At 70.4% G+C, this 23,622-nt stretch carries 23 protein-coding genes and 1 pseudogene; 18 read left to right on the top strand and 6 right to left on the bottom strand.

Going from position 1 to position 23,622, the window contains the following annotated elements; translation table 11 throughout:
* Window positions 1-4: 4 nt before the first annotated feature.
* Entirely contained in the window at window positions 5-847 is an 843-nt protein-coding gene (locus ABD355_RS03825) for a ribonuclease BN (RefSeq protein ID WP_344398585.1), read from the bottom strand.
* A gap of 153 nt (window positions 848-1,000) precedes the next feature.
* On the opposite strand from ABD355_RS03825, the gene ABD355_RS03820 reads away from it, so the two are divergent.
* The 6 genes from ABD355_RS03820 (at window position 1,001) to ABD355_RS03795 (ending at window position 5,087) form a co-directional block, all read left to right on the top strand.
* The gene (locus ABD355_RS03820; protein ID WP_344398584.1) at window positions 1,001-1,963 is read left to right on the top strand and encodes an SMP-30/gluconolactonase/LRE family protein; all 963 of its coding nucleotides are present in this window, start codon (window positions 1,001-1,003) and stop codon (window positions 1,961-1,963) included.
* A gap of 170 nt (window positions 1,964-2,133) precedes the next feature.
* Complete coding sequence (gene crcB / locus ABD355_RS03815) at window positions 2,134-2,595, top strand: fluoride efflux transporter CrcB (protein WP_344398583.1); 462 nt, start codon at window positions 2,134-2,136, stop codon at window positions 2,593-2,595.
* Window positions 2,592-2,972, top strand: a complete 381-nt coding sequence (locus ABD355_RS03810) for a DUF190 domain-containing protein (protein ID WP_344398582.1) — start codon at window positions 2,592-2,594, stop codon at window positions 2,970-2,972. The genes crcB (ABD355_RS03815) and ABD355_RS03810 overlap by 4 nt, the downstream gene beginning before the upstream one ends.
* The gene (gene crcB, locus ABD355_RS03805; RefSeq protein WP_344398581.1) at window positions 2,969-3,343 is read left to right on the top strand and encodes a fluoride efflux transporter CrcB; all 375 of its coding nucleotides are present in this window, start codon (window positions 2,969-2,971) and stop codon (window positions 3,341-3,343) included. The genes ABD355_RS03810 and crcB (ABD355_RS03805) overlap by 4 nt, the downstream gene beginning before the upstream one ends.
* A gap of 73 nt (window positions 3,344-3,416) precedes the next feature.
* Window positions 3,417-4,253: an undecaprenyl-diphosphate phosphatase gene (locus ABD355_RS03800; RefSeq protein ID WP_344398580.1), complete on the top strand. Its 837-nt coding sequence runs from the start codon at window positions 3,417-3,419 to the stop codon at window positions 4,251-4,253.
* A 177-nt stretch (window positions 4,254-4,430) separates the two neighbouring features.
* The gene (locus ABD355_RS03795; protein ID WP_344398579.1) at window positions 4,431-5,087 is read left to right on the top strand and encodes a TOPRIM nucleotidyl transferase/hydrolase domain-containing protein; all 657 of its coding nucleotides are present in this window, start codon (window positions 4,431-4,433) and stop codon (window positions 5,085-5,087) included.
* Between the two features lie 130 nt (window positions 5,088-5,217).
* Here the strand turns inward: ABD355_RS03795 and ABD355_RS03790 are convergent, their stop codons facing one another.
* Entirely contained in the window at window positions 5,218-5,907 is a 690-nt protein-coding gene (locus tag ABD355_RS03790) for a GAF and ANTAR domain-containing protein (protein ID WP_344398578.1), read from the bottom strand.
* Between the two features lie 157 nt (window positions 5,908-6,064).
* Here ABD355_RS03790 and ABD355_RS03785 point away from each other — a divergent pair, with 157 nt between their 5' ends.
* From ABD355_RS03785 to ABD355_RS03755, 7 genes are all read left to right on the top strand, one after another.
* Window positions 6,065-6,742 (top strand): FadR/GntR family transcriptional regulator, encoded by a 678-nt coding sequence (locus tag ABD355_RS03785; protein WP_344399037.1) that lies wholly within the window; start codon window positions 6,065-6,067, stop codon window positions 6,740-6,742.
* The gene (locus ABD355_RS03780) at window positions 6,739-8,175 is read left to right on the top strand and encodes an amino acid permease (RefSeq protein ID WP_344398577.1); all 1,437 of its coding nucleotides are present in this window, start codon (window positions 6,739-6,741) and stop codon (window positions 8,173-8,175) included. The genes ABD355_RS03785 and ABD355_RS03780 overlap by 4 nt, the downstream gene beginning before the upstream one ends.
* A 42-nt stretch (window positions 8,176-8,217) precedes the next feature.
* Entirely contained in the window at window positions 8,218-9,234 is a 1,017-nt protein-coding gene (locus ABD355_RS03775; protein ID WP_344398576.1) for an asparaginase, read from the top strand.
* A gap of 388 nt (window positions 9,235-9,622) precedes the next feature.
* The gene (aspA, locus tag ABD355_RS03770; protein WP_344398575.1) at window positions 9,623-11,032 is read left to right on the top strand and encodes an aspartate ammonia-lyase; all 1,410 of its coding nucleotides are present in this window, start codon (window positions 9,623-9,625) and stop codon (window positions 11,030-11,032) included.
* A 45-nt stretch (window positions 11,033-11,077) separates the two neighbouring features.
* Window positions 11,078-12,007, top strand: a complete 930-nt coding sequence (locus tag ABD355_RS03765) for a glutaminase (protein ID WP_344398574.1) — start codon at window positions 11,078-11,080, stop codon at window positions 12,005-12,007.
* A gap of 177 nt (window positions 12,008-12,184) precedes the next feature.
* Complete coding sequence (gene mptB, locus ABD355_RS03760; protein WP_344398573.1) at window positions 12,185-13,579, top strand: polyprenol phosphomannose-dependent alpha 1,6 mannosyltransferase MptB; 1,395 nt, start codon at window positions 12,185-12,187, stop codon at window positions 13,577-13,579.
* Window positions 13,576-14,922, top strand: a complete 1,347-nt coding sequence (locus ABD355_RS03755) for a glycosyltransferase 87 family protein (RefSeq protein ID WP_344398572.1) — start codon at window positions 13,576-13,578, stop codon at window positions 14,920-14,922. The genes mptB and ABD355_RS03755 overlap by 4 nt, the downstream gene beginning before the upstream one ends.
* Before the next feature lie 83 nt (window positions 14,923-15,005).
* On the opposite strand, the pseudogene ABD355_RS03750 reads toward ABD355_RS03755, so the two are convergent.
* Window positions 15,006-15,584 (bottom strand): annotated as a pseudogene (locus ABD355_RS03750) (D-alanyl-D-alanine carboxypeptidase family protein); the annotation flags it as partial.
* 531 nt (window positions 15,585-16,115) lie between these two features.
* Here ABD355_RS03750 and ABD355_RS03745 point away from each other — a divergent pair.
* The 5 genes from ABD355_RS03745 (at window position 16,116) to ABD355_RS03725 (ending at window position 20,526) form a co-directional block, all read left to right on the top strand.
* Complete coding sequence (locus ABD355_RS03745; RefSeq protein WP_344398571.1) at window positions 16,116-17,054, top strand: ABC transporter ATP-binding protein; 939 nt, start codon at window positions 16,116-16,118, stop codon at window positions 17,052-17,054.
* A complete protein-coding gene (locus tag ABD355_RS03740; RefSeq protein WP_344398570.1) occupies window positions 17,051-17,890 on the top strand; it encodes an ABC transporter permease in 840 nt (279 codons plus the stop codon). The genes ABD355_RS03745 and ABD355_RS03740 overlap by 4 nt, the downstream gene beginning before the upstream one ends.
* 23 nt (window positions 17,891-17,913) lie before the next feature.
* A complete protein-coding gene (locus ABD355_RS03735; RefSeq protein WP_344398569.1) occupies window positions 17,914-19,191 on the top strand; it encodes a sensor histidine kinase in 1,278 nt (425 codons plus the stop codon).
* Window positions 19,188-19,856, top strand: coding sequence for a response regulator (locus tag ABD355_RS03730; protein WP_344398568.1), 669 nt, complete (start codon window positions 19,188-19,190; stop codon window positions 19,854-19,856). The genes ABD355_RS03735 and ABD355_RS03730 overlap by 4 nt, the downstream gene beginning before the upstream one ends.
* A 244-nt stretch (window positions 19,857-20,100) precedes the next feature.
* Window positions 20,101-20,526, top strand: coding sequence for a hypothetical protein (locus ABD355_RS03725; protein ID WP_344398567.1), 426 nt, complete (start codon window positions 20,101-20,103; stop codon window positions 20,524-20,526).
* Window positions 20,527-20,588: 62 nt separating this feature from the next.
* On the opposite strand, the gene ABD355_RS03720 is transcribed toward ABD355_RS03725, so the two are convergent.
* The 3 genes from ABD355_RS03720 to ABD355_RS03710 form a co-directional block, all read right to left on the bottom strand.
* The gene (locus tag ABD355_RS03720) at window positions 20,589-21,674 is read right to left on the bottom strand and encodes an ABC transporter substrate-binding protein (RefSeq protein ID WP_344398566.1); all 1,086 of its coding nucleotides are present in this window, start codon (window positions 21,672-21,674) and stop codon (window positions 20,589-20,591) included.
* A gap of 66 nt (window positions 21,675-21,740) precedes the next feature.
* Entirely contained in the window at window positions 21,741-22,622 is an 882-nt protein-coding gene (locus ABD355_RS03715; RefSeq protein ID WP_344398565.1) for an ABC transporter permease, read from the bottom strand.
* On the bottom strand, window positions 22,619-23,479 hold the full coding sequence (locus tag ABD355_RS03710) for an ABC transporter ATP-binding protein (protein WP_344398564.1): 861 nt from the start codon (window positions 23,477-23,479) through the stop codon (window positions 22,619-22,621). Before ABD355_RS03710 ends, ABD355_RS03715 begins: the two co-directional genes overlap by 4 nt.
* Window positions 23,480-23,622 lie beyond the last annotated feature (143 nt).

Here is a 23,622-nt window from a genome sequence, read left to right as displayed (position 1 = left end):
CGGGCTAGGAGCGCAGGGCCGAGGGCCCCTGCCCGCGGTCCGTCGGCGCCCGTGCCGTCCGGCCGGGCGGGTCCGGCGGCTCGTCGAGGTGTCCGAGCCACTCGCAGATGAGCCGCCCCACCAGCGCACCGCCGTAGACGACGAACCCCACTCCGACCAGCCAGGACTCCACGACCAGGACCGTGCCGACCGGGCCGTAGCTGATCGCGTTGGTGACCAGGAGCGGGGTGAAGACCAGATACGAGAAGCCGCGCAGGCCGACCAGGCCCGCCATCGTGGCGAGCGCACCGGGCAGCAGATAACGCCAGGGGACCTGGCGGCTGAGCAGGAAGTGCGGTCCCCACCAGAAGAACAGCACGCCGACCCCCATGCTGAGCAGGATGCGGGAGGGGCCCTCCAGCACGCTGCGGGTCTGCACCTGGGCGTACAGGTACGCCATCAGCATGATCAGCCAGATCGCGTGCCGCCAGAGGTGGTGCCACGGAGCGGCGGCCGTCCTCCAGATCCGCTCATAGCCGTTCTGCACGCTCGAGGCGAAGGACATGCCGAAGAACGCGAGCAGCGCGACGCTCAGCGCGCTGGTGGTGCTGATCACCTTGCGGGTCGGACCGAACACATGTGCGAGCGCGTCGGCGGACCGGCCGTTCAGAGCCATGCCGTCCACCAGCCACCCCGCGAAGCCCCCGTGCCCCAGCGGATCCGCGGCGGCCACCACGATCAGCAGCGGCGCCAGAGTGACCAGGGCGAGCGTCGCGAACCCCATCGACCGGTGCATCAACTCCAGCTCGTTACCGCGCCGGTGCAACTCGGCAAGCCCCAGCCGGTGCCAGGCGGCCAGCCGTGACATGGGGACCACCCCTTCCTCCGGCCGGGGCTACCGGTGGTGATGTCCTGAGTGGCCAGAACGCATCCCGTTAAACCTGATCGGGTGACGCGGCACCCGATGGGCATCCCTACACATGCCAGCATGAACTGTCCCGACCTCGACAAGGAGGTTTTCATGGACCGTCCCAGTGAACTCGTCCCGCTCCGGTACGTCGCCATCGGCGGCCGTGGCCCCGAGGACGTCGTCGCCGACGCCCACGGCCGGGTGCTGACCGGAGTGGAGGACGGCCGCATCCTGCGCATCGACGGACTGGCCGAGCCCTCGGCCGCCCGCGTCGAGGTGCTCGCCGAAACCGGCGGCCGGCCGCTGGGCCTCGAACTTCTCCCGGACGACGCCCTCTTGGTGTGCGACGCCGAACTCGGGCTGCTGCGCGTCGACCTCCGTGAGGGCATCGTGCGGATCCTCGCCGACTCGGTGGCGGGGGAGAGACTGCGGTTCTGCAGCAATGCGGTCGCCCTGTCCGACGGCAGTGTCTGCTTCACCGTCTCCAGCCGCCGCTACCCGCTGGACCAGTGGATCGGCGACATCGTCGAGCACACCGGAACCGGCCGTCTGCTGCGCCTGGCCCCGGGCAGTGAGAGTCCCGAAGTCCTGCTGGAAGGGCTCCAGTTCGCCAACGGTCTGGCGCTGAGCGGTGATGAAGCGTTTTTGGTCGTCGCCGAGACCGGCGCCCGCCGGCTGACCCGCTACTGGCTCACCGGCGAGAAGACCGGACAGAGCGAACCCTTTGTGGAGAACCTCCCGGGCATGCCCGACAACATCTGGCGGGCCGCCCCGGACGGCCCGGTCTGGGTCTCCCTGGCCGGGCCCCGCGTCCCCCCGCTCGACCTGCTGCACCGCACCGCCCCCACCGTCCGCGCCGCCGCCGCCCGCATCGCAGTCCGCGCCCCCTACCGCCCCACCGGCACCATCGGCGCCCTCGCGGTCGACGACCAGGGGACGATCGTCCACCACCTCGCCCGCCGGCACTCCGGCTACCGCATGGTGACCAGCGTCTGCGAGGCCGCCGGGCAGCTGGTCCTGGGCAGCCTCTGGGAGCGGGGCATCGCCGTGTGCGAGCGACCGGCCCCGAAGTGACCCGGGTCCCGGCCGGACGCTACCCTGTTGCCCGGCCGCGAGCACCCCTTGCGGCGCGGCGGTGGGGCCCGCCGTACCCGAACCGCGGCAGAGCTGCCGCCAACGGTCCCTACTTGCGAAGGAGCGGCGCCCGCATGCCCAGGGCCCCGGCGAGTAGGAGACGTACGACCATGACAGCCCCGGAAGCCGAGAGCGTCCGCGCCCGCCCCCACACCCCCCGACCGCCCGCCTGGCGCGCCCAGGCCCCCGTCGTCGCGGTGGTCGCGCTGGGCGGCGCCCTCGGCGCCACCGGCCGCTACGCCCTGTCCCTGTGGTGGCCCACCCCGCCCGGCGGATTCCCGTGGGCGACCTTCTGGACCAACGTCGTCGGCTGCGCCGTGATCGGCGTGTTCATGGTCGTCATCACCGACGTATGGGCCGCCCACCGCCTGGTACGCCCCTTCTTCGGCACCGGCGTGCTCGGCGGCTTCACCACCTTCTCCACCTACGCCGTCGACATCCAGAAGCTGGTCGACGCCGGCCACCCGCGCACCGGGCTGGCGTACCTCGCCGCGACCCTGCTCGCGGCGCTCACAGCGGTGTGGCTCGCGGTCACCGCGGCCCGCCGCGTCCTGAAGTGGAGGCAGCCATGACGAGGCTGACCGGCAGCGCGCTGCGCGTGACCGTCTTCATCGGCGAGAACGACACCTGGCACCACAAGCCCCTCTACTCGGAGATCGTCCACCGTGCCCACGCGGCCGGACTCGCCGGAGCCAGCGTCTTCCGCGGTATCGAGGGCTTCGGCGCCTCGTCCCTGATCCACACCTCGCGGCTGCTGTCGCTCAGCGAGGACCTGCCCGTCGCGATCGTCATCGTCGACACCGAGGAACGCGTCCGCGCGTTCCTGCCGCAGCTCGACGAGCTCGTCGACGAGGGCCTGGTCATCCTCGACGACTGCGAGGTCATCCGGTACGTGGGCCGCGAGAACGGCTCCGACAAAACGGACGTGAAGGGTAAGAGATCGTTGTGAACTGGCTGTTGGTCGTCGCGGGCGCCATGGTCGGCGCCCCGCTGCGCTACCTCACCGACCGCGCGGTGCAGTCCCGCCACGACTCGGTCTTCCCCTGGGGTACCTTCGCGGTGAACGTCACCGGCTGCCTGATCCTCGGCCTGCTCACCGGCGCGGTGGCCGAGGGGGCCGCCGGTCCCCATCTGCAGCTGCTCCTCGGCACCGGCCTGTGCGGGGCCCTGACGACGTACTCCACCTTCTCCTACGAGACCCTGCGGCTGACCGAGACCGGGGCGGGGCTCTACGCTGCCGCCAACGTCGTCGGGAGCGTGGCGGCGGGCCTCGGTGCGGCATTCGCCGGGGTGTCGATCGCCCAGGCCCTGTGGGGGTAGGCGACCGGCCTGGCTCCCGCAGGTAGTAAGACTGTCTACAGCACTGTCGACCAACTCCTCAGAACTGGATCCCATGAGCGTCATCAACGTCGGTCAGGCCGCCGTCCTCGGAGTCGTGGAAGGGCTGACCGAGTTCCTTCCCGTCTCCTCCACCGGACATCTGAAGATCACCGAAGGGCTCATGAGCATCCCGGTCGACGACAAGGCCGTCGTCGGCTTCTCGGCCGTCATCCAGGTCGGCGCGATCGCCGCCGTGCTCCTGTACTTCTTCAAGGACATCGTGCGGATCGTCTCCGCCTGGGGCCGTGGCCTGCGCAACAAGGAGGAGCGCTACCACCACGACTACAAGTTCGCCTGGTGGGTCATCTACGCCACCATCCCGATCGTGATCGTGGGCCTGGCCGCCAAGAAGCTCGTCGAGGGCCCGCTCGGCTCGCTGTGGGTGGTGGCCGGCTCGCTGATCGTCGGCAGTGGCGTGATGTGGGCGGCGGACCAGATGGGCCGGCACAAGCGCGGTGAGGACGACACCACGTTCAAGGACGCGATGCTGGTGGGCTGCTCGCAGATCCTCGCCCTGCTCTTCCCCGGCTTCTCGCGCTCCGGCGCCACCATGTCCACGGCCCTGATCCTCGACCTGGACCGCGTCGCCGCCACCCGCCTCTCCTTCTTCCTCGGCATCCCGGCGCTGACCGGCGCCGGCATCTACGAGCTCAAGGACGCCCTGGGCACGGGCGTGGGCGCCGTCCCGCTGGCCGTCGGCACGATCGTCTCCTTCGTCGTCGCCTACGCCTCCATCGCCTGGCTGCTGAAGTTCGTCGCCAAGCACTCCTTCAACGCCTTCGTCGTCTACCGGATCGTCGTCGGCGTGCTGCTCCTCGGTCTGCTCAGCACGGGTGGGCTCAGCAGCTGACCGCGGTCGCGGAGACGGGCGCCTCTCGGGAGCCGACCATCGTTGCGGACGAGCCCTTCGTGCGCGGCGATGCCGAGCAGGCGCCGTGTCCGCCGATTTCCTGAGGCGTTGCCCCGGAAAACGCGCGTGCGCAGGGGATCTCCGCCGTGCCACGATGGCGCGGGGAAGCGAGGTCTCGTGGACGAGATGAGGCGATTTCGCCGGGCGCTGGTCGCGTGGGCGGCCGGGGGAGCGGGGGCGAGTGCGGCCGCGGATGAGGCGCGGCGGCTGGCCGGCGGCGGTGTGCGGACGGTCGTGCTCGTCGAGGGAAGCAGTGATCAGGTCGCGCTCGAAGCGCTGGCCGCGCGCCACGGCCGGGACCTCGCCGCGCAGGGCGTCGCGGTGGTGCCGCTCGGAGGCGCGACGAACATCGGGCGTTTCCTGGACGTGTGCGGTCCTGAGGGACTGGGCCTCCCGCTGGCCGGTCTCTGCGACATCGGCGAGGAGCGGCACTTCCGGCGACATCTGGAGCGGGTCGGGCTCGGGTCCGCTCTCACCCGCGCCGGACTGGAGGCACTCGGATTCCACCTGTGCGTCGCCGACCTGGAGGACGAGCTGATCCGCGCGCTCGGGCCCGAAGGCGTGCAGCAGGTGATCGAGGCCCAGGGAGAGACGCGCCCCTTCCGCACCTTCCAGGGCCAGCCGGCGCAGCGGGAGAGGCCCGTGGAGCACCAGCTGCGGCGCTTCATGGGCACCCACAGCGGCCGCAAGGCGCTCTACGCGCAGGCGATGGTCGAGCACCTGGACCTCGCGCGCGTCCCCCGCCCGCTGGAGCGGCTCCTTGCGCACGTGTAACAGCTCGGATGCGTGAGGGACGCCTGGCGGGGGACTTGGGGGTGAGGCCGGGTTGCGCGGCGTTCCCATGGGGGCCGACTCGGCCAGGCTCCTCTGGTTCAGACAACGAGCCGGGGGAGCCGCTGCCTGGTCATGACACGGTGCCCTGCTCGCAGACCCGGCGGGCGACCTCGTGGAGTTTGATGTTGTTCTCCTGTGAGAAGCGCCGAAGGGTGTCGAAGGCCTGCTCCTCGGTGAGGTGGTGGGCGCCCATGAGGATGCCCATGGCCTCCCCGATGGTGTGGCGGGTGGCGACGGCCCGTTCCATCTGGGCCTGGGTGCGGGCGCTGGAGAAGGCGACCGCGGCGTGGGAGGCCAGCAGCCAGCCGGCCAACTCGCTGGCCTCGGTGAAGGCGCCGGGCTTGCGGGAGTACAGGTTCAGCGCACCGAGCTCCTCGTCCTCGGTGAACAGCAGAAAGCCCATCATGCTGCCCACGCCGAGGGCGCGTGCCTGCGGGGCGTAGGCGGGCCACTGCGGCTGCTCCCGGGTGAAGTCGGCGATGCGGAAGACCCGCTCCCCCTCCACGTTGCGGGCGGCGTCGAAGCAGGGCCCTTCGCGCAGCCGCTCCTGCAACTGGTCGCTGTCGACGACCAGCTTCTCCGTGGGTGCCAGCGTCTCCACCATGGTGCCGTGCAGCATCAGAATGCCGGCCGCGTCGCAGCCCTCCACCAGCTCGGTCGCCGAGTGGGTGATCCGTTCCAAGGTGGCATGGACTGAGTCCTGGGCGAGGAGATCCCGGGCCATCGACGCCATCTGCTGCGCGAACCGACCCCAGTCCATATCGGCCTCCGCGTTTCGGCTCGAGCTCGTCAAGAAGCTGTCTACCCAGCTTCTGCCTCGCATCCCTTGACAGCTCCCGCCCGTCACCCGCAGGATCGCTCCCGTGAACCTGTCAGACAGCAAGACAGCCAGTCAGGGTCCGCGGCGCATCAGCGCCATGGAAGCGGTCCTGGCACACCTGCGCTCCGCCATCGAGAACGGCGAGTACGCCGTGGGGGACAAGCTCCCCTCCGAGGCGGAGCTGTGCCGCACCCTCGAGGTCAGCCGGCCCGTGCTGCGCGAGGCCCTCAGGGCGCTGCAGACGATGGGCCTGACCGTCTCCAAGACGGGCAAGGGCACCTTCGTCGTGGCGAACACCGTCGAGGACCCCACCTTCGGCGACTACGCGGCCAGCGACCTGCTGGAGGTGCGCCGCCACGTGGAGATCCCGGTGGCGGGCTACGCGGCCGTGCGCCGCACGCCCGAGGACCTCGACCACCTGGCGCATCTGCTGGAGCGCATGGAGCTCGAGACCGACACCACCTCGTGGGTCGCCCTCGACACGCTGTTCCACCTCGCTGTCGCCCAGGCCGCCCAGAATCCGGTCTTCCGCCGGGTCATCGAGGAGATCCGCGACGCACTGGCGCGTCAGTCGGCCTTCCTCAACGAGCTGGGCGGACGCCGCGAGCAGTCCAACCGCGAGCACCGGGCGATCGTCGAGGCGCTGATGGACGGTTCCGAACTCGACGCGGTGGACGCCATGGCGCACCACCTCGACCGCGTCGAGACGACCCTCACCGACATCGTGCGCCCCGCGCGCACAGACATCCCCACGGAAGGCGGACCCGAGGCGTGAGCGAGCACCTCAAAGAAGAGACGCGCACACCGGCCGCACATGTCGACGCAGGCGACGAGGGCTACAGCAAGTCGCTGAAGTCCCGGCACGTCAACATGATCGCCATCGGCGGCGCGATCGGCACCGGGCTCTTCCTCGGCGCGGGCGGCCGCCTCGCCGACGCCGGCCCGTCCCTGTTCATCGCGTACGCGGTCTGCGGCGTCTTCGCCTTCCTGGTGGTGCGCGCCCTCGGCGAACTCGTCCTGTACCGACCCTCGTCCGGCGCCTTCGTCTCCTACGCCCGGGAGTTCCTGGGCGAGAAGGGTGCCTACACCGCGGGCTGGATGTACTTCCTGAACTGGGCGACCACCGGTATCGCCGACATCACCGCGGTGGCCACCTACACGCACTACTGGGGCATGTTCTCCGACATCCCTCAATGGTTGATCGCATTGATCGCCCTTGCGGTCGTCCTGACGGTCAACCTGATCTCGGTCAAGATCTTCGGTGAGCTGGAGTTCTGGTTCGCCATCGTCAAGGTCAGCGCACTCGTGGTCTTCATGTGCATCGGCATCTTCCTGCTGGTCACCCAGCACCCCGTCGACGGCGCCCACCCCGGCCCTGCCCTGATCACCGACAACGGCGGCGTCTTCCCCAACGGCCTGCTGCCCATGCTGCTGATCATCCAGGGCGTCGTCTTCGCCTACGCCTCCGTCGAGCTGGTGGGAGTCGCCGCGGGTGAGACCCAGAACCCCGAGAAGATCATGCCGAAGGCGATCAACTCGATCATGTGGCGCGTCGGCCTCTTCTACGTCGGCTCGGTCGTGCTGCTCTCGATGCTGCTGCCCTGGAACAAGTACAGCGCCGCCGAGAGTCCCTTCGTGACCGTGCTGTCCCACATCGGCATCCCGGCGGCCGGCGGCGTGATGAACCTCGTCGTCCTCACCGCGGCCATGTCCTCGCTCAACTCCGGCCTGTACTCCACCGGCCGCATCCTGCGCTCCATGGCGATGTCCGGTTCCGCACCCAAGTTCACCTCGGTGATGAGCCGCAGCCAGGTCCCGTACGGCGGCATCCTGCTCACCAGTGGTATCTGTGTGCTGGGCGTCGGCCTCAACTTCGTGGTCCCGGCGGACGCCTTCGAGATCGTCCTGAACTTCGCGGCGATCGGCATCCTCTCCACCTGGGGCATGATCATGATCTGTCACCTCCTCTTCTGGAAGAAGACCCAGAAGGGCGAGCTGACCCGCCCCGGCTACCGACTGCCGGGCTCCCCCTGGACCGAACTCGTGACGCTGGCCTTCCTCGCCTCCGTCCTGGTCCTCATGTACGCCGACGGAGGCGCCGGCCGCACCACCGTGCTGTGCCTGCCGCTGATCGTCGGAGCGCTCGTCGCAGGCTGGTACGCCATCCGCGGCCGCCTGCAGCGCACCTCAGCCAAGGCCGACGCGTAACCCGGCGCCGGCTCCAGACAACCCAGAAGTGAACAGGCAGTGATGTACAGCAGCTCTCACACGGACGCCCCCGCGATCCGCGAACCCCTCCACGCGCCCGTCGCGCACCTCGTCCGCGGCGGAGTGACCGAGGGCGTCCACTACGGCTCCGTGGTCGTCCTGGGGGCGGACGGTGAGGTCGAGTTCCAGCTCGGCGACATCGAGGCCGCCTTCTACCCGCGCTCCTCGCTCAAGCCCGTCCAGGCCGCGGCCATGGTGCGGGCGGGACTGCCGCTGGAGGGGGAGCTGCTCTCGCTCGCCGCCGCCAGCCACTCCGGCGAGGAACGCCACCTCGCCGGGGCCCGGCGGATCCTGGAACTCGCGGGCGTCACGGAGGACGACCTGCGCAACGTCAAGGACATGCCGTACGACCCGGCGGTCCGCGACATGTGGATACGCGAGGGCCGTGAGCCCTCCCGGCTGGCCCAGAACTGCTCCGGCAAGCACGCCGCCATGCTGTACACCTGCAAGCTCAACGGCTGGTCCCTCGACGGCTACCTCGACCCGCAGCACCCGCTGCAGCAGGCGATCGCCGAGATCGTCGAGGACCTCACCGGGCAGCGGATCGCCCGGGTCACGGTCGACGGCTGCGGCGCTCCCCTCTTCTCCATCTCCCTGCACGGCCTCGCCCGGGCCACCGCCCGCATCGCCACGGCGGCCCAGGGCACTCCGGAGGCCCGCGTCGCGGACGCCATGCGCCAGCACGCCGAGATGGCCTCCGGCGCCGGCCGTGATGTCGCCGCCCTGATGCGGGCCGTCCCGGGGCTTCTCGCGAAGGACGGTTTCGAGGGCGTGGAGGTCGCCGCCCTGCCCGACGGCCGGGCGGTCGCCGTCAAGATCTCCGACGGCGCGAACCGGGCCCGGATCCCGGTCACCGCCGCCGCGCTCGCCCGGGCCGGCGTCGACCCCGCACTCCTCACCCCGTTCGCGGGCGAACCCCTCCTCGGCGGAGGCGAACCGGTCGGCGAGATCCGCCCGGTCCGCGCGCTGGAGCCCCTCACGGTCCGGGCCTGCGCCTGAGAGCCGGTGTCACATCCCCGCCGGGGCGCGCCAGGCCCGGCACACACGCCCGGTGGCTCCCCTCCCTCTCGACTTCGCGTGAGCGGGAGACCCGGCCGCCGTGCGCTGATCCGACCGGGGATGTGACACAGGCCCTGACAGCTCCGGTGGCCACCGAGTGTGCGCGGTGGCCATCGGCGGAGTCACCGGATCCGGTCGCGGGACGGCCGGATCCACCCAGTCGGCGCACAACCGCCGGCCCCCGAACCACCGGTCCAGTCACCACCGGGCCGGTGCCTCGACCGGCTCGGGCGGGCGTCACCCCGTACCGCCCGAGCCGGCTCCACCCCACCCCCGACGTCGCCGACCACCCAACCCTCACCACCCTCAGAAAGAGGACCCGCACCTCATGACCGCCGCCACCCGCAGCGAACACGACCTGCTCGGAGACCGCGACGTCCCCGCCGACGCCTACTGGGGTGTGCACACCCTGCGCGCCACGGAGAACTTCCCCATCACGGGCACCCCGATCTCCGCCTACCCGCACCTGATCGACGCGCTCGCCGCCGTCAAGGAGGCGGCCGCCCTCGCCAACGAGGAACTCGGCCTGCTGGAGCCGAGGAAGGCCGCCGCCATCGTCGAGGCCTGCCGCGAGATCCGCGAAGGCAAGCTGCACGACCAGTTCGTCGTCGACGTCATCCAGGGCGGCGCGGGCACCTCGACCAACATGAACGCCAACGAGGTCGTCGCCAACCGGGCGCTGGAGCTGCTGGGCTTCGAGAAGGGCCAGTACCAGCACCTGCACCCCAATGAGGACGTCAACCTCGGTCAGTCGACCAATGACGTCTACCCGACCGCCGTCAAGATAGCGACGGTCTTCGCGGTACGTGGACTGCTCAAGGCGATGTCCGTACTGCAGGACGCCTTCGCCCGCAAGGCCGTCGAGTTCCGCAAGGTGCTCAAGATGGGCCGTACACAGTTGCAGGACGCGGTGCCGATGACGCTCGGTCAAGAGTTCTCCGCGTATGCCGTCATGATTGACGAGGACCGCAACCGTCTTGACGAGGCCGTCCAGTTGATCCATGAGATCAACCTGGGCGCCACGGCCATCGGCACCGGACTCAATGCCCCCGCCGGATACGCCGAGTCGGCCCGCCGCCACCTCGCCGACATCACCGGCCTGCCCCTGGTCACCGCCGCCAACCTGGTCGAAGCCACCCAGGACTGCGGCGCGTTCGTGCAGATGTCCGGCGTGCTCAAGCGGATCGCCGTCAAGCTCTCCAAGAGCTGCAACGACCTGCGGCTGCTGTCGTCGGGGCCACGTGCGGGTCTCGGTGAGATCAACCTGCCGCCGGTACAGGCCGGTTCGTCCATCATGCCCGGCAAGGTCAACCCGGTGATCCCCGAGGTCGTCAACCAGGTCGCCTTCGAGGTGATCGGCAACGACGTCACCATCACCATGGCCGCAGAGGCCGGACAGCTCCAGCTCAACGCCTTCGAGCCGATCATCCTGCACTCCCTCTCGGAGTCCGTCACCCATCTGCAGAGCGCCTGTCTGACGCTCGCCGAGCGGTGCGTCGACGGCATCACCGCCAACACCGAGGCGCTGCGCGCGAGCGTGGAGAACTCCATCGGCCTGGTGACCGCCCTCAACCCGCACATCGGGTACACGGCCGCCACCGACATCGCCAAGGAGGCCCTCGTCACCGGCCGCGGCGTCGCCGAACTCGTCCTGGAGAAGGGCCTGTTGCCCGCCGAACGCCTTGCCGACCTGCTGCGGCCCGAGGTCCTCGCGGGCAGCGGCCCCGCCCTCGCCTGAGCCACGGCCGCGCACCAGGACCGACCCGGAGGCACAATAGTGATCATGACAACGACGTCGTCCTACGCCTTCCAGCCGGTCCTGGAGCGCATCGCCGAGGAGATCGGGCGCACCCCCGGCCGCGGCCGCCCCGCCGACTACATCCCGGCACTCGCGGCCTGCGACCCGCGCCGCTTCGGCATGGCAGTCGCGGAACTGGACGGCACTGTGTACGGAGTGGGGGACTGGCGCGAGCCGTTCTCCACGCAGTCCCTGACCAAGGTCTTCACCCTCGCCCTCGACCTGGCCCGCGAGGGCGACGAACTGTGGGAGCACGTCGGCCGCGAACCTTCCGGCAATCCCTTCAACTCGCTGATCCAGCTGGAGTACGAGAACGGCATCCCGCGCAACCCGTTCATCAACGCGGGCGCCCTCGTCGTCACCGACCGCCTGCAGACCCGTACCGGAGACGCGGCGGGCGAACTGCTGGCCTTCCTGCGGAGCGAGAGCGGCAACCCGGCCCTGGACTTCGACAAGGACGTCGCGGCCTCCGAGTCGGCACACGGCGACCGCAACGCCGCGCTCGCCCATTTCATGGCGTCCTACGGCAACATCGACAACCCGATCCCGGTGCTGCTCGACCAGTACTTCCGTCAGTGCTCCCTCACCGCGTCCTGTGCGGACCTCGCCCTCGCCACCGGGTTCCTGGCCCGCCACGGCATCCGCGCCGACGGCAGCCGGCTGCTGTCCCAGAGCCAGGCCAAGCAGGTCAACGCGGTCATGCTGACCTGTGGGACCTATGACGCGGCGGGCGATTTCGCCTACCGCGTGGGCCTGCCCGGCAAGAGCGGGGTGGGCGGCGGCATCATCGCGGTCGTCCCCGGCCGCTGCACCCTGTGCGTGTGGAGCCCCGGACTCGACGAGCGCGGCAACTCGGTGGCGGGCGTCGCGGCGCTGGACCGCTTCACGACCCTGACCGGCCTGTCGGTGTTCTGAACCGGCGGGCGGTCCTGGGCCGAACCGGTGCTTCAGCGCAGCACCTCGGTCAGTCGGCGCTGCCCGGGGATCGCCTCGCCCGTGCGATCACGTGCCGGTCACACGCAGGCCCCCGCCTCGAAGGCGGCGCGTCAACTTCCGGCCACCCGGCATTGACACGCTTCCCGAGTGTTGGCCATGGCTTTCCCCGTCGATCTCCGCCGTTGCCAGGTACTGGGCCTGGCCGGCACCGCCTTCCTCGCGCTGGGGGGTGAGACGGCCGGCGCCCTGCCGGTGCGGGATCTCCTGGCCCCGGCGACCGCCCGCGCGGCCCTGGGCCTGGTCGGCGTGTACTTCGGTGTGGTGCTGCTGATCGCCGCCTGGGTGCTGCTCGGGCGGCTCGTGCGCGGCGCCGATGCGCCCGCCCCGCGCGAACTGCTGCTCGTGCTCGCCGTCTGGGCGGCCCCGCTGCTGCTGGCCCCGCCGCTGTTCAGCCGGGACGTCTACAGCTACCTCGCGCAGGGCGCCATGGTCGACGCCCACATGGACGTCTACGCATACGGGCCCGCCCAGCTCGGCGGCCCGCTCGCCGACGAGGTCGCCCCGCTGTGGCAGCACACCGGCGCCCCCTACGGCCCCGTGTTCCTCGCCGTCGCCTCCGCGCTGTCCGGCCTGACCCGCGGCGAAATCCCCGCCGGGCTGGTCGGGATGCGGCTGGTCGCGCTGCTCGGTGTGGCACTGATGGCGGTCGCGTTGCCCCGGCTCGCCCGGCACAGCGGCGCCGATCCGGCCGCCGCGCTCTGGCTCGGCGCGCTCAATCCGCTGGTGCTGCTCCACCTGGTCGCCGGCGCCCACAACGACGCCATCATGCTCGGTCTGCTCGGTGTCGGCCTGGTCGCGGCACTGGGCCGGTGGCCGGTTCTGGGCGCCGTGCTCGTCACCCTCGCGGCCCTGGTCAAGGCGCCCGCCGTGCTCGGACTCGCCGCGGTCGTCGTCCTCCAGGTGCGGGCCGGGCAGCGCCCGGCGAAGGCCGCCCTGTCGACCGCCCTCGCCGCCGCGGCCACCACGGTCGCCGCGACAGCCGTCGCCGGCACGGGATACGGCTGGATAGGCGCCCTCGACACCCCCGTCTCCCCGCACAACTGGGCCCTGACGAGCCTCCTCGGCCGCGCCACCGGAGCCGTACTGGAACGCCTCGGCAGCGACCTCGCCCCCCTGGCCCTGCCGGTCTGGCACCTGCTCGGCCTGGCGATCACCGCGCTCGTGATAGCGGCCATCTGGTGGCGGCTGCGCCCCCGCCCGGTCTACGCGCTCGGCCTGAGCCTCGCCGCCGTGGCCGCCTTCGGCCCGGCGATCCGCCCCTGGTACGCCCTGTGGGGGCTGTTCCTCATCGCCGCCGCGGCCCCCACCACCTCGGTGCGGCACCGGGTGGCGGCCGTGACGGGCGTACTCGCGCTCGCCGCCCTGCCGAGCGGGGGGCCGGTCGACAGCGGGCAGTTGATGCTGGCCGTCTCCGGCGGGGCGCTGGCCGTGGTGGTGCTCTGGCAGGTCCACCAGGCGGCCCATGCGCCCGCGCTGGGAGAAACCGCATGACCCTGCCCCGCACCGACCGCGGCCGACTGCTCCTGATCCTCGCCGTCGCCGCGGCCGTCACCGCCTTCACCGCGACCGTGCCGCTGCTGCGCGACTGGTTCGACCTGCGCGTGTACTACGGCGCCGTCAACAGCTGGATCCACCACGGCGGCCGGCTCTACGACTACCGGGTGCCGGGCACGGCATACGGCTTCACCTACCCGCCGTTCGCCGCCGTCAGCATGCTGCCCATGGCCCTGGTCGGGCTGCGCACGGCGATCGCCGGATCCGTGCTGCTCAACCTGGCGGCCCTGGCCTGGATCCTGCACATCCTCACCGAGGGGGCCTGGCGCCGCTACGGCTGGTTCGGCTGCGCCCTGGGCGTGTGCGTGCTCGCCCTGTTCGAACCGCTCCGCGACACCTTCAGCTTCGGCCAGGTCAACCTCCTGCTGCTGGCGCTGGTCCTCACCGACGCCTGGCTGCTGACCACCGGTCGGGAGCGCTGGGCAGGCATCGGCATCGGCCTGGCGGCCGCGGTCAAACTCACGCCCGCACTCTTCATCGGTCTGCTCCTGCTCGCCGGCCGCCGGCGTGCCGCCGCGGTCGCGACGGCCGTCACCGCGGCGGCGACAGCCCTCGCCGCCTGCGTTGCCCCGGACGCCTCCCGCTTCTACTGGACCGAGGCGCTGTGGGACACGAACCGGGTGGGCCGTCTCGACTACGTCTCCAACCAGTCGCTGCAGGGCATCCTGGCCCGGCTCGGCGTGGCGGACCGTGCGGTGTGGGCCGCGGCGGTCCTGGTGGTCCTCGGCATCTGGGCCTGGCGCACCCGCCGGGCCGTCACCACCGCCGACTGGCCGGCCGCCTTCGCGCTCACCGGCCTGACCGCCTGCCTCGTCAGCCCCATCACCTGGGTGCACCACCTGGTGTGGCTGCTGCCGTCCTTCGCCGTACTGATCCGCGCCGGGCACCCACGCGTGACGGGCGCCCTGTACGCGGTGCTGTGCACCAGCGTGGTGTGGCTCTGGTTCCACGACGCGTCCGGCGTCGACGGTTTCCTCGGCAGCAACACCTACACCTGGATCACCCTGGGCCTGCTGCTGTGGCTGCCGGTGGGTCAGCTCCGCGCCGACAGCCCGCCCTTGCGCCGCAGCACCAGCACCACCGCCCCCGCGCCGAGCACGACGGCACCCGACACGACGCCCGCCGTCGGCCACCCCGGCCCGCCGTCCGGCGCCACGGCCACCGGCGTGGCGCGCGGCCCCGGCCGCGGCCTTTCCAGCAGCGCGTCCAGCGAGCCCACCGGTTCGACCCGCCCCGCGGCCTCGAACCCCCAGTCCAACAGCGCGCGCGCCTCCTCGTAGACGGTGAAGCCACCGCCCGCCTGAGGGTTCATCACGGTGACCACGAGCGTGCGCCCGCCCCGGCGGGCGGCGGCGACGAGCGTGTTGCCCGCGTTGCTGGTGTAGCCGTTCTTGACGCCGATCAGCCCCGGATACGGCTCCACACCGTCCGCCCCGGTCAGCAGCCGATTGGTGTTCTCGATCTCGTACGACCAGCCGCTCCCGCCCGGGAACCTCGCCACCGCCGTACCGCAGTACTCGGCGAAGTCCGGAATGCGCAGTCCCGCCCGGCCGAACACCGCCAGGTCGTACGCCGACGACACCTGGCCCGGCGTGTCGTACCCGTCGGGCGACCGCACCTGTGTGTCGAGGGCCCCCAGCGCACGGGCCCTGGCCTGCATCTGCTCGGCCGTCGTCTGCCAGCCGCCGTTCAGCGAGGCCAGTACGTCCACGGCGTCGTTCCCGGAGTTGAGGAAGACCCCGCGCCACAGATCGGCGATCCGGTACGTCCGCCCCTCGGCGACCCCGACCCTGCTGCTGCCCTCACCGATGTCCTCCAGCTCCTCCTCCCGCACCGTGTGCCGGGTGCCCGCAGGCAGTGCGGGCAGCACGGTCAGCGCGAACAGGGTCTTGAGCGTGCTGGCGGGCGGCAGCTTGCGATGGGCGTCGTGCGCGGCCAGCACGTCCCCGCTCCGGGCATCCGCCACCACCCAGGACAACGCGGACACGTCCGGTACCCGAGGCGCCCCGTGATGGGGCCGCACCTGGGTGCCCTCGCGATACAGGAACGACGGATCGGGCAGCGCCGCCCGCGGCACGCCGGGCGGGGTGGGCTCCGCGCCGGCGGCGACGGGTGTCAACGCCAGGGCGCTGGCCGCACAGAGCGCGCAGGCGGTGACGGCCGTCCGGGACGAGAAGTGGATGATCACATGATCAACGTAGGAATCGGCCTGGCGTCCGGGACGGTGACCGGGCCGGATGCGGTGCTCCAGCACCCGGATGCCGCAGTGCAGGGCCTGCGAGCGGCCGGACCGCTGCTGCGGCCGGGCGGAGCCCACGAACGCGGACACCGACGGTACCCACGTAGTACCGCGGTACTACGTGCCCCGCACGGGTCAGCCTCCGGGTACCACGGGATCGGGCGGATCGGCTCCTAGCGTTGCCGGTGAGGCGCCGGAAGCGACGGACGCCGTAAGCCGACAGAGAGAACGCCAATGATCGACGCACGGCAGCTGACCAAGAGGTACGGCGACAAGACGGCCGTGGACGGGCTGGACTTCGTCGTGAAGCCGGGCACGGTGACCGGCTTCCTGGGGCCCAACGGCGCGGGAAAGTCCACCACCATGCGCATGATCGTCGGACTCGACGCCCCGACGAGCGGCTCCGTCACCGTGAACGGCCACCACTACGCCCGCCACCGGGCCCCGCTCCAGGAGGTCGGGGCGCTGCTCGAGGCGAAGTCGATCCACCCGGGCCGCTCGGCGTACAACCACCTCCGCGCCCTCGCGCTGACCCACGGGATTCCGCGCCGCAGGGTCGACGAGGTCATCGACCTCTCCGGACTTGCCAGTGTGGCCAAGAAGCGAGCCGGTGCCTTCTCCCTCGGGATGGGCCAGCGGCTGGGCATCGCGGCCGCGCTGCTGGGAGATCCGCAGACGGTGATGCTGGACGAGCCGGTCAACGGGCTGGACCCGGAGGGCGTCCTGTGGATCCGCAACCTCCTCAAGGCGCTCGCCGACGAGGGCCGCACGGTGTTCGTCTCCTCGCATCTGATGAGCGAGATGGCGCTGGTGGCGGACCATCTCATCATCGTGGGCCGGGGCCGCCTGCTGGCCGACACCACCGTGGGGGACCTGATCCGCGAGGCGGGCGGCGACACGGTGACGGTCGCCACCGAGGACCCGGCGCGGCTGCGGGACGTCCTCGCGGGACCGGGCGTCGACATCACGGGGCGCGTGGGCTCCGAGGAACTGCAGGTGACCGGGCTGAGTGCCCGCAGTATCGGCCTGAAGGCGGCCGAGCACGGGATACCCCTGTTCGAGCTGAGCGCGAGGACGGTGTCGCTGGAGGAAGCATTCATGGACCTGACCAGGGAGGCCGTGGAGTACCACGGATCCACCACCGGGATCGAGACCCTCGGGAGGCCGGCATGAGCACCCTCACCGCAACCGTCGAAGAACCCCGCACCGCGCCGGCCCGCCCCGCCTACCGGGTGACCGGACGGCGCGTGCTGTCCTCGGAGTGGGCCAAGCTGTGGTCCCTGCGCTCGACCTGGATCACCCTGGGGCTCGGCCTGCTGTTCCTGGTGGCGTTCGGGCTGATCGCCGCGAGCCGGTACAAGTCCGGGATCAACTCCGGCCACATGGACCGCGACTTCGCCACCTCGACGGCCGTGAGCCTGTCCCTGTTCGGTACGAACTTCGCCCAGCTCGCTCTCGGAGTCCTCGGCGTGCTGGTCACGGCGGGGGAGTACTCGACCGGCATGATCCGCTCCACACTCGCGGCGGTGCCCCGCAGGCTGCCCGTGCTGTGGTCCAAGGCGACGGTGTTCGGGCTGGTCGCGCTGGCGGTGGGTACCGTGGGCGCGTTCGTCGCCTTCCTGTTCGGCAGCGGCATCGTCTCGGGTACGCCCGCGGCCATGGGCCTCTCGCACGCGGGTGTTCTGCGCAGTCTGCTGGGCGCCGGGCTGTATCTCGGCCTGGTCGGGGTGATCGGCACCGCGCTGGGTGCGCTGCTGCGGTCGGTGGCCGGCGGGATCTCGGTGCTGGTGGCCTCCTTCATGCTGATCCCGGGACTCATCTCGCTGCTGCCGAGCTCCTGGCAGGACAACATCAGCCCCTACCTGCCGTCCCACGCAGGAGAGTCGATGTTCGCCCTGACCCATGACTCGACGACGCTGTCGCCCGGCGCCGGACTGCTGGTCTTCCTCTGCTGGACGGCGCTGGCGCTGGCCGGCGCGGCCTACCGGCTCGCGCGCAGCGACGTCTGACGCACCATGGACAGGTGACGTCCGTGACCACCGATGACATCAGCGGGATGGGACCGCTGGTCGCCCGTCTCTCCCGGGGCGGCCAGCGGCTCAGGCAGGCCGACCGGAACCGTCCGTGGGTGCTGGACACCGCGGTCGCGGTCCTGGTCTTCCTGATGTTCTGCCTGGCCGACCTGCTGCACGGCGGGGGCGGCGACGGCGACGGCCCGCGCCGCTTCCGGCTCGTCTTCACCCAGCTGCCCCTCGCCGGGATGCTGGCACTGCAGGCCGGACTGGTGCTGCCCCTGCTGTGGCGGCGGCGCAGGCCCCTGGCGGCCTTCGGTGTCATCGCCGCGGTGTTCGTCGTGCAGTGGTCCCTGAACGCGGTGCTGCGCGCGGACATCGCCCTCTTCGTGGCCCTGTACAGCCTGGCCCTGCACGGGCGGCTGAAGCAGCTGCCGTGGGCCTGCGCCGCCATGGCGGGTGCCATGGTGCTGGTCGCCCTGCGGGTGTCCGCGGCCATGTCCGTCTGGGACGCGCTGTTCTTCCTGCTGAGCACCACGACCGCGGCCCTCGCGCTCGGCCTGATGGTCCGCATCCGCCGGGCCCAGCTGGCCGGACTGCGCGAGCGGGCCGCCCGGCTGGAGATCGAACGGGACCAGCGCAGCAGGCTGGCCGCGGTGACCGAACGCACCCGGGTCGCCCGCGAGATGCACGACATCGTCGGCCACAACCTCTCCGTCATCATCACCCTTGCCGACGCCGGCGCCTACGCGAGCGACCTCGCTCCCGAACGCGGCAAGGAGGCCCTCCAGCTCATCGGCGACACCGGCCGCCAGGCCCTCGGTGAGCTGCGGCGCGTGCTCGGTGTGCTGCGCGAGGCGGCGGACGGTCCCCCGGCCGGGCCCGAACTCAGCCCGCAGCCCGGCATCGCGGACATCGACGCCCTGTGCGCCAAGGTGCGCGCCGCCGGACTGGAGGTCGTCTACCGCACCTCCGGCGACGTGGACGCCCTCGACAACGGGGTGCAGCTGACGGCGTATCGCATCGTCCAGGAAGCCCTCACCAACACCCTCAAACACGCCGACGCCGACACCCGGGTACATCTGGCGATCATCGAGACGGACACCCGGCTGACCATCCGGGTCCAGGACACCGGCCCGGCGACACCGCCGGGCCCGCACGAAGAAGGGCACGGACTGGTGGGCATGCGGGAGAGAGCGGCGCTCTACGGCGGTACCGTCAGCGCGGGACCGGCGGGCGGCGGAGGCTGGAGCGTCGAGGCCGTCCTCGACCTCACACCCCAAGGCGGTGTCCGGTGACCACGGTGCTCGTCGTGGACGACCAGCCACTGCAACGCTACGGCTTCCGTATCCTCCTGGACTCCGTCGCCGAGACCGAGGTCGTCGGTGAGGCGGCCCACGGTGCCGAGGCCGTCCGCAAGGCCGCCGAACTGCGCCCGGACGTCGTACTCATGGACATCCGGATGCCCGGCATGGACGGCATCGAGGCCACCCGCCGCATCGTCGCCGCCGGCGAGCGTTCGCGTGTCCTCGTGCTCACCACCTTCGACCTCGACGAGTACGTGCACGCCGCCCTGCGCGCCGGGGCCAGCGGCTTCCTCCTCAAGGACGCGCGACCCGAGGAACTCCTCGCCGGCATCCGTGCCGTCTCGATCGGCGACGCGGTGATCGCGCCTGCGCTCACCCGCCGCCTCCTGGACGAGTTCGCCCAGTACGTACCCGCGCACCGGGGCGACCTCGCGGAGGACCCGAGGCTGAGTTCCCTCACCGACCGCGAGCGCGAGATCCTCGTCGCCGTCGGCAAGGGCTGGACCAACGGCGAGATCGCCGGGCATTTCGTCCTGTCCGAGTCGACCGTCAAGACCCACGTGGGCCGCGTCCTCGCCAAGATCGGTGCCCGGGACCGCATCCAGGCCGTGATCTTCGCCTACGACCTGGGACTCGCGCGACCGAGCACGGACTGAACGGCCCGGGCGCAGGCCTCTGCTTATGCCGAGAAGTCGCGCGATCGGGAATTTGAGGTTTCCTTGAGCATTGCACGTCGAACTGGCTGAAGGTAATCAATTGAGCGTAAAGGCTTGATCATCAACTTCCCATGTCTGTTGCTGCGAGGTATGCGCTTGCTGCAGCCTGATCAAGCCCGAAAGAATCCGGGCGGAAATTCAACGGGGGCGTCCGCTCTCGCCTGCCCAGAGAGAGGAAAAAGGAATGCTGAAAAGCCTGAAGCGTGCCTTGACGGTCACCGGCGTGTCCAGTGCGGCGGTTGTACTCGCCGCGACCAGCGCGTTCGCGTCCGGCGTGAACTACCCCAAGCAGAGCCAGAACGTGTCGTACGGGAACTGCACTGTCACCGTCAGCGGGCACTCTTCGTACAGCTCGACGTACGGCGGCTATGTGTTCATCGGGGACTCGTCGGCGAATTCAATTTACTGCTCCCAGGTGTACCTCGAGGTCGTCTGGATCGACAAGAGCGGAAATGAGCAGTACAAGAAGGTTTACGCGAACGGCGGTGCGACCGAAACCGCGAACGCGAGCTACAAGCTTCTGCCCAGCCAGTACTCCAAGGTGCTGGAAGTAGTGGGGTCCGGCATTAACGGCACCCACGGCACTCCCACCGCTTATCTGTACTTCTGAGCCGGCCCTGATGCCCCGCCGGAGTTTCCGGCGGGGCATCAGTCTGTTATTGCCGGTGGGACTCAGCCGTCCGAGCCCGCCGGGGTCGTGGTGGTCTTGAAGCCCTCGGTCTTGTTGGCCTTGAGGGCGAACTCATTGGTGAACGTCGTGCCGAGGTTCACCTTCGACGTCGCGTGGCCGACGAGTTCCTCGGAGGCCAGAACGGTCTTCGGGCCGCCGGCCGGCATGATGCCGTCCGGGAGGAACTGTCCCTTGTCCTGGTCCAGTGCCTTGATGTAGTCGGCCTTGGTCACCAGCTGGTTCGACACGTACGACTGCGGCAGCTTGTTCGCGATGTCGGCCGCACTGTGCGTGTTGATCCAGTGCATGGTGGCGACGAGCGCGTCGACGACCTTCTGCGCCGTGTCCTTGTGCGAGTTGACCCAGCTGGTCTGGGCGAGGACGGTCGCGGCCGGCCAGGTGCCGCCCAGCGCCGCCTTGGCGCCCGCCGTGGTGGCCAGGTCGATCGCCGAGGTGCCGATGCCCTTCTTCTCGATCGCGGCCACCGTCGGCTGCGTCGTCATGACACAGGCGGTCTTGCCGTTCTGGAGCGCGGCGATGGCCGTGGCGCCCTGGCTGACGCCGATCCGGCTGAACTGGTTGGCCTTGACGCCCTTCTGCGCGCCCATGAACTGGGTGAGCATGTCGGTGCCGGACCCGATGTCGGTGACACCGAGCGTCTTCCCCTTGAAGTCCGCCCCGGAGTGGACGCCGCTCTTCGGGACACACATCTCCCGTTCGCCCGGCGCTCCGGACAGCTGGACGATGCCCTCCACCGCCTTGCCCTTCACCTGGAAGTCGATGGTGTGGACGTACCAGGCGCCCGCCATGTCCACCTGTCCGGAGGCCATGGCGTCCTCGGCGCCGAGGCCGCCCTGCTGCTCGGTGCTCAGCGAGACGTTGACGCCGTACTTCTTGTAGAAGCCGAGGTTCTGGGCGAGCTCGTAGGGGAGGTAGATCTGCTTGTCGATGCCGCCGACCATGAGCTTGACGGTCGGCGTGCCGCCGGAGCTGCTGGAGCTGCCCGAGTTGCTGGAACAGGCGGTGGCGGCACCGAGGGTGAGGACGGTGAGGAGAGACGCGGCGACGGCGGCGGGTCGTCTGGACATGGCAGGCCACTTTCGTTCAGGGGAGGATCAGAAGAGGGAAAACAGAGGGGGGTGACGGAGACGGAGTCAGAGGGAGCTGACTTCGGACGGGGCCGGCGGGCGCCAGGCGAGCAGCCGGCGTTCGAGCTTGCCGATCAGCCACTCCGCGCCGAGCACGATCACGGCGATGACGACCATGGTCGCGAACACGCCATTGGGGTCGAAGTTGTCCTGCGAGGTCTTGATGACCAGGCCGAGGCCCTTCTGCGCGCCGAGCACCTCGCCGACCAGTGCGCCGACGATGGCGAAGCCGAAGGCGCTGTGCAGGCTGGCGATGATCCAGGTGAGCGCGGACGGCACGGTGACGTGCCGGATGATCTGCAGCTCCGAGGCGCCGAGCACCTTGGCGTTGGCGAGGATGTTGGGGTCGACCTCACGCACGCCCTGGAAGGCGTTGAAGAAGACGATGAAGAACACCAGGACCGCGGCGAGCAGGACCTTCGGGAGGGTACCGATACCGAACGCGATCATGAAGATCGAGCCGAGGACGATACGCGGGATTGCGTTGACCACCTTGATGTACGGACCGAGCACCCCGGAGAGATAGCGGCTCTGGCCCAGCGCGATGCCGAAGATCACTCCGGAGACGGTCCCGACGGCGAAGCCGATGATCGCCTCCTGGACGGTGGTCCAGATGTCCGCGTAGTAGGACCCGTTCTCGGTGCCCTTCTGGAACAGCTCGACCAGCCGTTTGGCGATGCCGGTCGGCTGCCCGAAGAAGAACTTGTCGACGATCCCCCAGGTGGTGAAGGCCTGCCAGCCACCAATGACGATGGCCGCGAGGACGATGCGGCCCGCCCACTGCAGCGCGATGCCCCTGCGGACCTTGCGCCTGGCGGCGGCTGCCGCGGCCGAGGGTGGTGCGCCGTCCTTGGCCCGAGCGGCGGAAACGGTGGACGTCGTGCTCATGCCGTACCTCCTGCGGTGCGTGCGTAGGCGCGCTCCACCTCCTCGCGCAGCGAGTCCCAGATCTGGTGCTGAAGTTCGATGAAGCGGGGCTGGAAGCGGATCTCCTGGACCGAGCCGCGCGGGCGCGGCAGGTCGATGTCGAAGACCGCCTTGACCGAGCCGGGGCTGGACGTCATGACGACGACCCGGTCGGCGAGCGCCACGGCCTCGTCGAGGTCGTGGGTGATGAAGATGACCGACGGCCGGATCTGCTCCCACAGGCCGAGCAACTCGGTCGACATGATCGCCTTGGTCTGCACGTCCAGGGCGCCGAACGGCTCGTCCATGATCAGGATCCGGGGCTCGTTGATCAGCGCCGCGGCCATCGCCACGCGCTTGCGCATACCGCCGGAGAGCTGGTGCGGATAGCGGTCCTCGAACCCGGTGAGGCCCACCCGGCGCAGCCAGTCACGTGCCGAGGCCTGCGCCTGCTGCTTGGGCACACCGCGGAAGATCGGGCCCATCAGCACATTGCCGAGGACGGTCTTCCAGGGCAGCAGCGCGTCGGCCTGGAACATGAAGCTGACGCCGTCGGTGACGCCGTCCACCTCACGGCCGCCCACCTTGACGGAACCCTCGCTGGGCCGGTCGAGCCCGGACACCATGCTCAGCGTCGTCGACTTGCCGCAGCCGGTCGGGCCCACCACCGCACAGAACTGGCCGGGCTCCACGGTGAACGAAACGTCCTGCAGTGCCGTGAAGACCTCACCCGCAGGAGTCAGAAATCGTTTGGTGAGCCCGGATATCTCGACTCGTGCGCTGTCCTGGCCGACCTTCTCGGCGACCGGGCTCACCGCCGCATCGTTTCGCGAAGCCATCTGAGGCCTCTCCTTCCTAACCTCGGAGGTCGAGGAAGGCAGACGCTAGAGGCCGCGGAGTATTACGTCGCTGTTTCATCTGTATCTCGCGTTAGCCGTGTTCCCTGGAGTTCTGCGCGTTCTGCTCAAGGGGCCGGGGGTGG

It is taken from the genome of Streptomyces longisporus (assembly GCF_039532765.1).
Taxonomy (GTDB): domain Bacteria; phylum Actinomycetota; class Actinomycetes; order Streptomycetales; family Streptomycetaceae; genus Streptomyces; species Streptomyces longisporus.
Note: the sequence above shows the minus strand (reverse complement) of the source record. Positions and strands in the feature narration are given on the sequence as shown.

Excerpts from the sequence above, each read along its gene's own strand:
- ABD355_RS03720 (WP_344398566.1), bottom strand. The coding sequence starts at position 21,674 with ATGTCCAGACGACCCGCCGCCGTCGCCGCGTCTCTCCTCACCGTCCTC.
- ABD355_RS03765 (WP_344398574.1), top strand. The coding sequence starts at position 11,078 with ATGACAACGACGTCGTCCTACGCCTTCCAGCCGGTCCTGGAGCGCATC.
- ABD355_RS03820 (WP_344398584.1), top strand. The coding sequence starts at position 1,001 with ATGGACCGTCCCAGTGAACTCGTCCCGCTCCGGTACGTCGCCATCGGC.
- ABD355_RS03715 (WP_344398565.1), bottom strand. The coding sequence starts at position 22,622 with ATGAGCACGACGTCCACCGTTTCCGCCGCTCGGGCCAAGGACGGCGCA.
- ABD355_RS03740 (WP_344398570.1), top strand. The coding sequence starts at position 17,051 with ATGAGCACCCTCACCGCAACCGTCGAAGAACCCCGCACCGCGCCGGCC.
- mptB (WP_344398573.1), top strand. The coding sequence starts at position 12,185 with ATGGCTTTCCCCGTCGATCTCCGCCGTTGCCAGGTACTGGGCCTGGCC.
- ABD355_RS03745 (WP_344398571.1), top strand. The coding sequence starts at position 16,116 with ATGATCGACGCACGGCAGCTGACCAAGAGGTACGGCGACAAGACGGCC.
- ABD355_RS03810 (WP_344398582.1), top strand. The coding sequence starts at position 2,592 with ATGACGAGGCTGACCGGCAGCGCGCTGCGCGTGACCGTCTTCATCGGC.
- ABD355_RS03775 (WP_344398576.1), top strand. The coding sequence starts at position 8,218 with ATGTACAGCAGCTCTCACACGGACGCCCCCGCGATCCGCGAACCCCTC.
- ABD355_RS03800 (WP_344398580.1), top strand. The coding sequence starts at position 3,417 with ATGAGCGTCATCAACGTCGGTCAGGCCGCCGTCCTCGGAGTCGTGGAA.
- ABD355_RS03710 (WP_344398564.1), bottom strand. The coding sequence starts at position 23,479 with ATGGCTTCGCGAAACGATGCGGCGGTGAGCCCGGTCGCCGAGAAGGTC.
- ABD355_RS03825 (WP_344398585.1), bottom strand. The coding sequence starts at position 847 with ATGTCACGGCTGGCCGCCTGGCACCGGCTGGGGCTTGCCGAGTTGCAC.
- ABD355_RS03790 (WP_344398578.1), bottom strand. The coding sequence starts at position 5,907 with ATGGACTGGGGTCGGTTCGCGCAGCAGATGGCGTCGATGGCCCGGGAT.
- crcB (WP_344398583.1), top strand. The coding sequence starts at position 2,134 with ATGACAGCCCCGGAAGCCGAGAGCGTCCGCGCCCGCCCCCACACCCCC.
- ABD355_RS03785 (WP_344399037.1), top strand. The coding sequence starts at position 6,065 with ATGGAAGCGGTCCTGGCACACCTGCGCTCCGCCATCGAGAACGGCGAG.
- aspA (WP_344398575.1), top strand. The coding sequence starts at position 9,623 with ATGACCGCCGCCACCCGCAGCGAACACGACCTGCTCGGAGACCGCGAC.
- ABD355_RS03725 (WP_344398567.1), top strand. The coding sequence starts at position 20,101 with ATGCTGAAAAGCCTGAAGCGTGCCTTGACGGTCACCGGCGTGTCCAGT.
- ABD355_RS03755 (WP_344398572.1), top strand. The coding sequence starts at position 13,576 with ATGACCCTGCCCCGCACCGACCGCGGCCGACTGCTCCTGATCCTCGCC.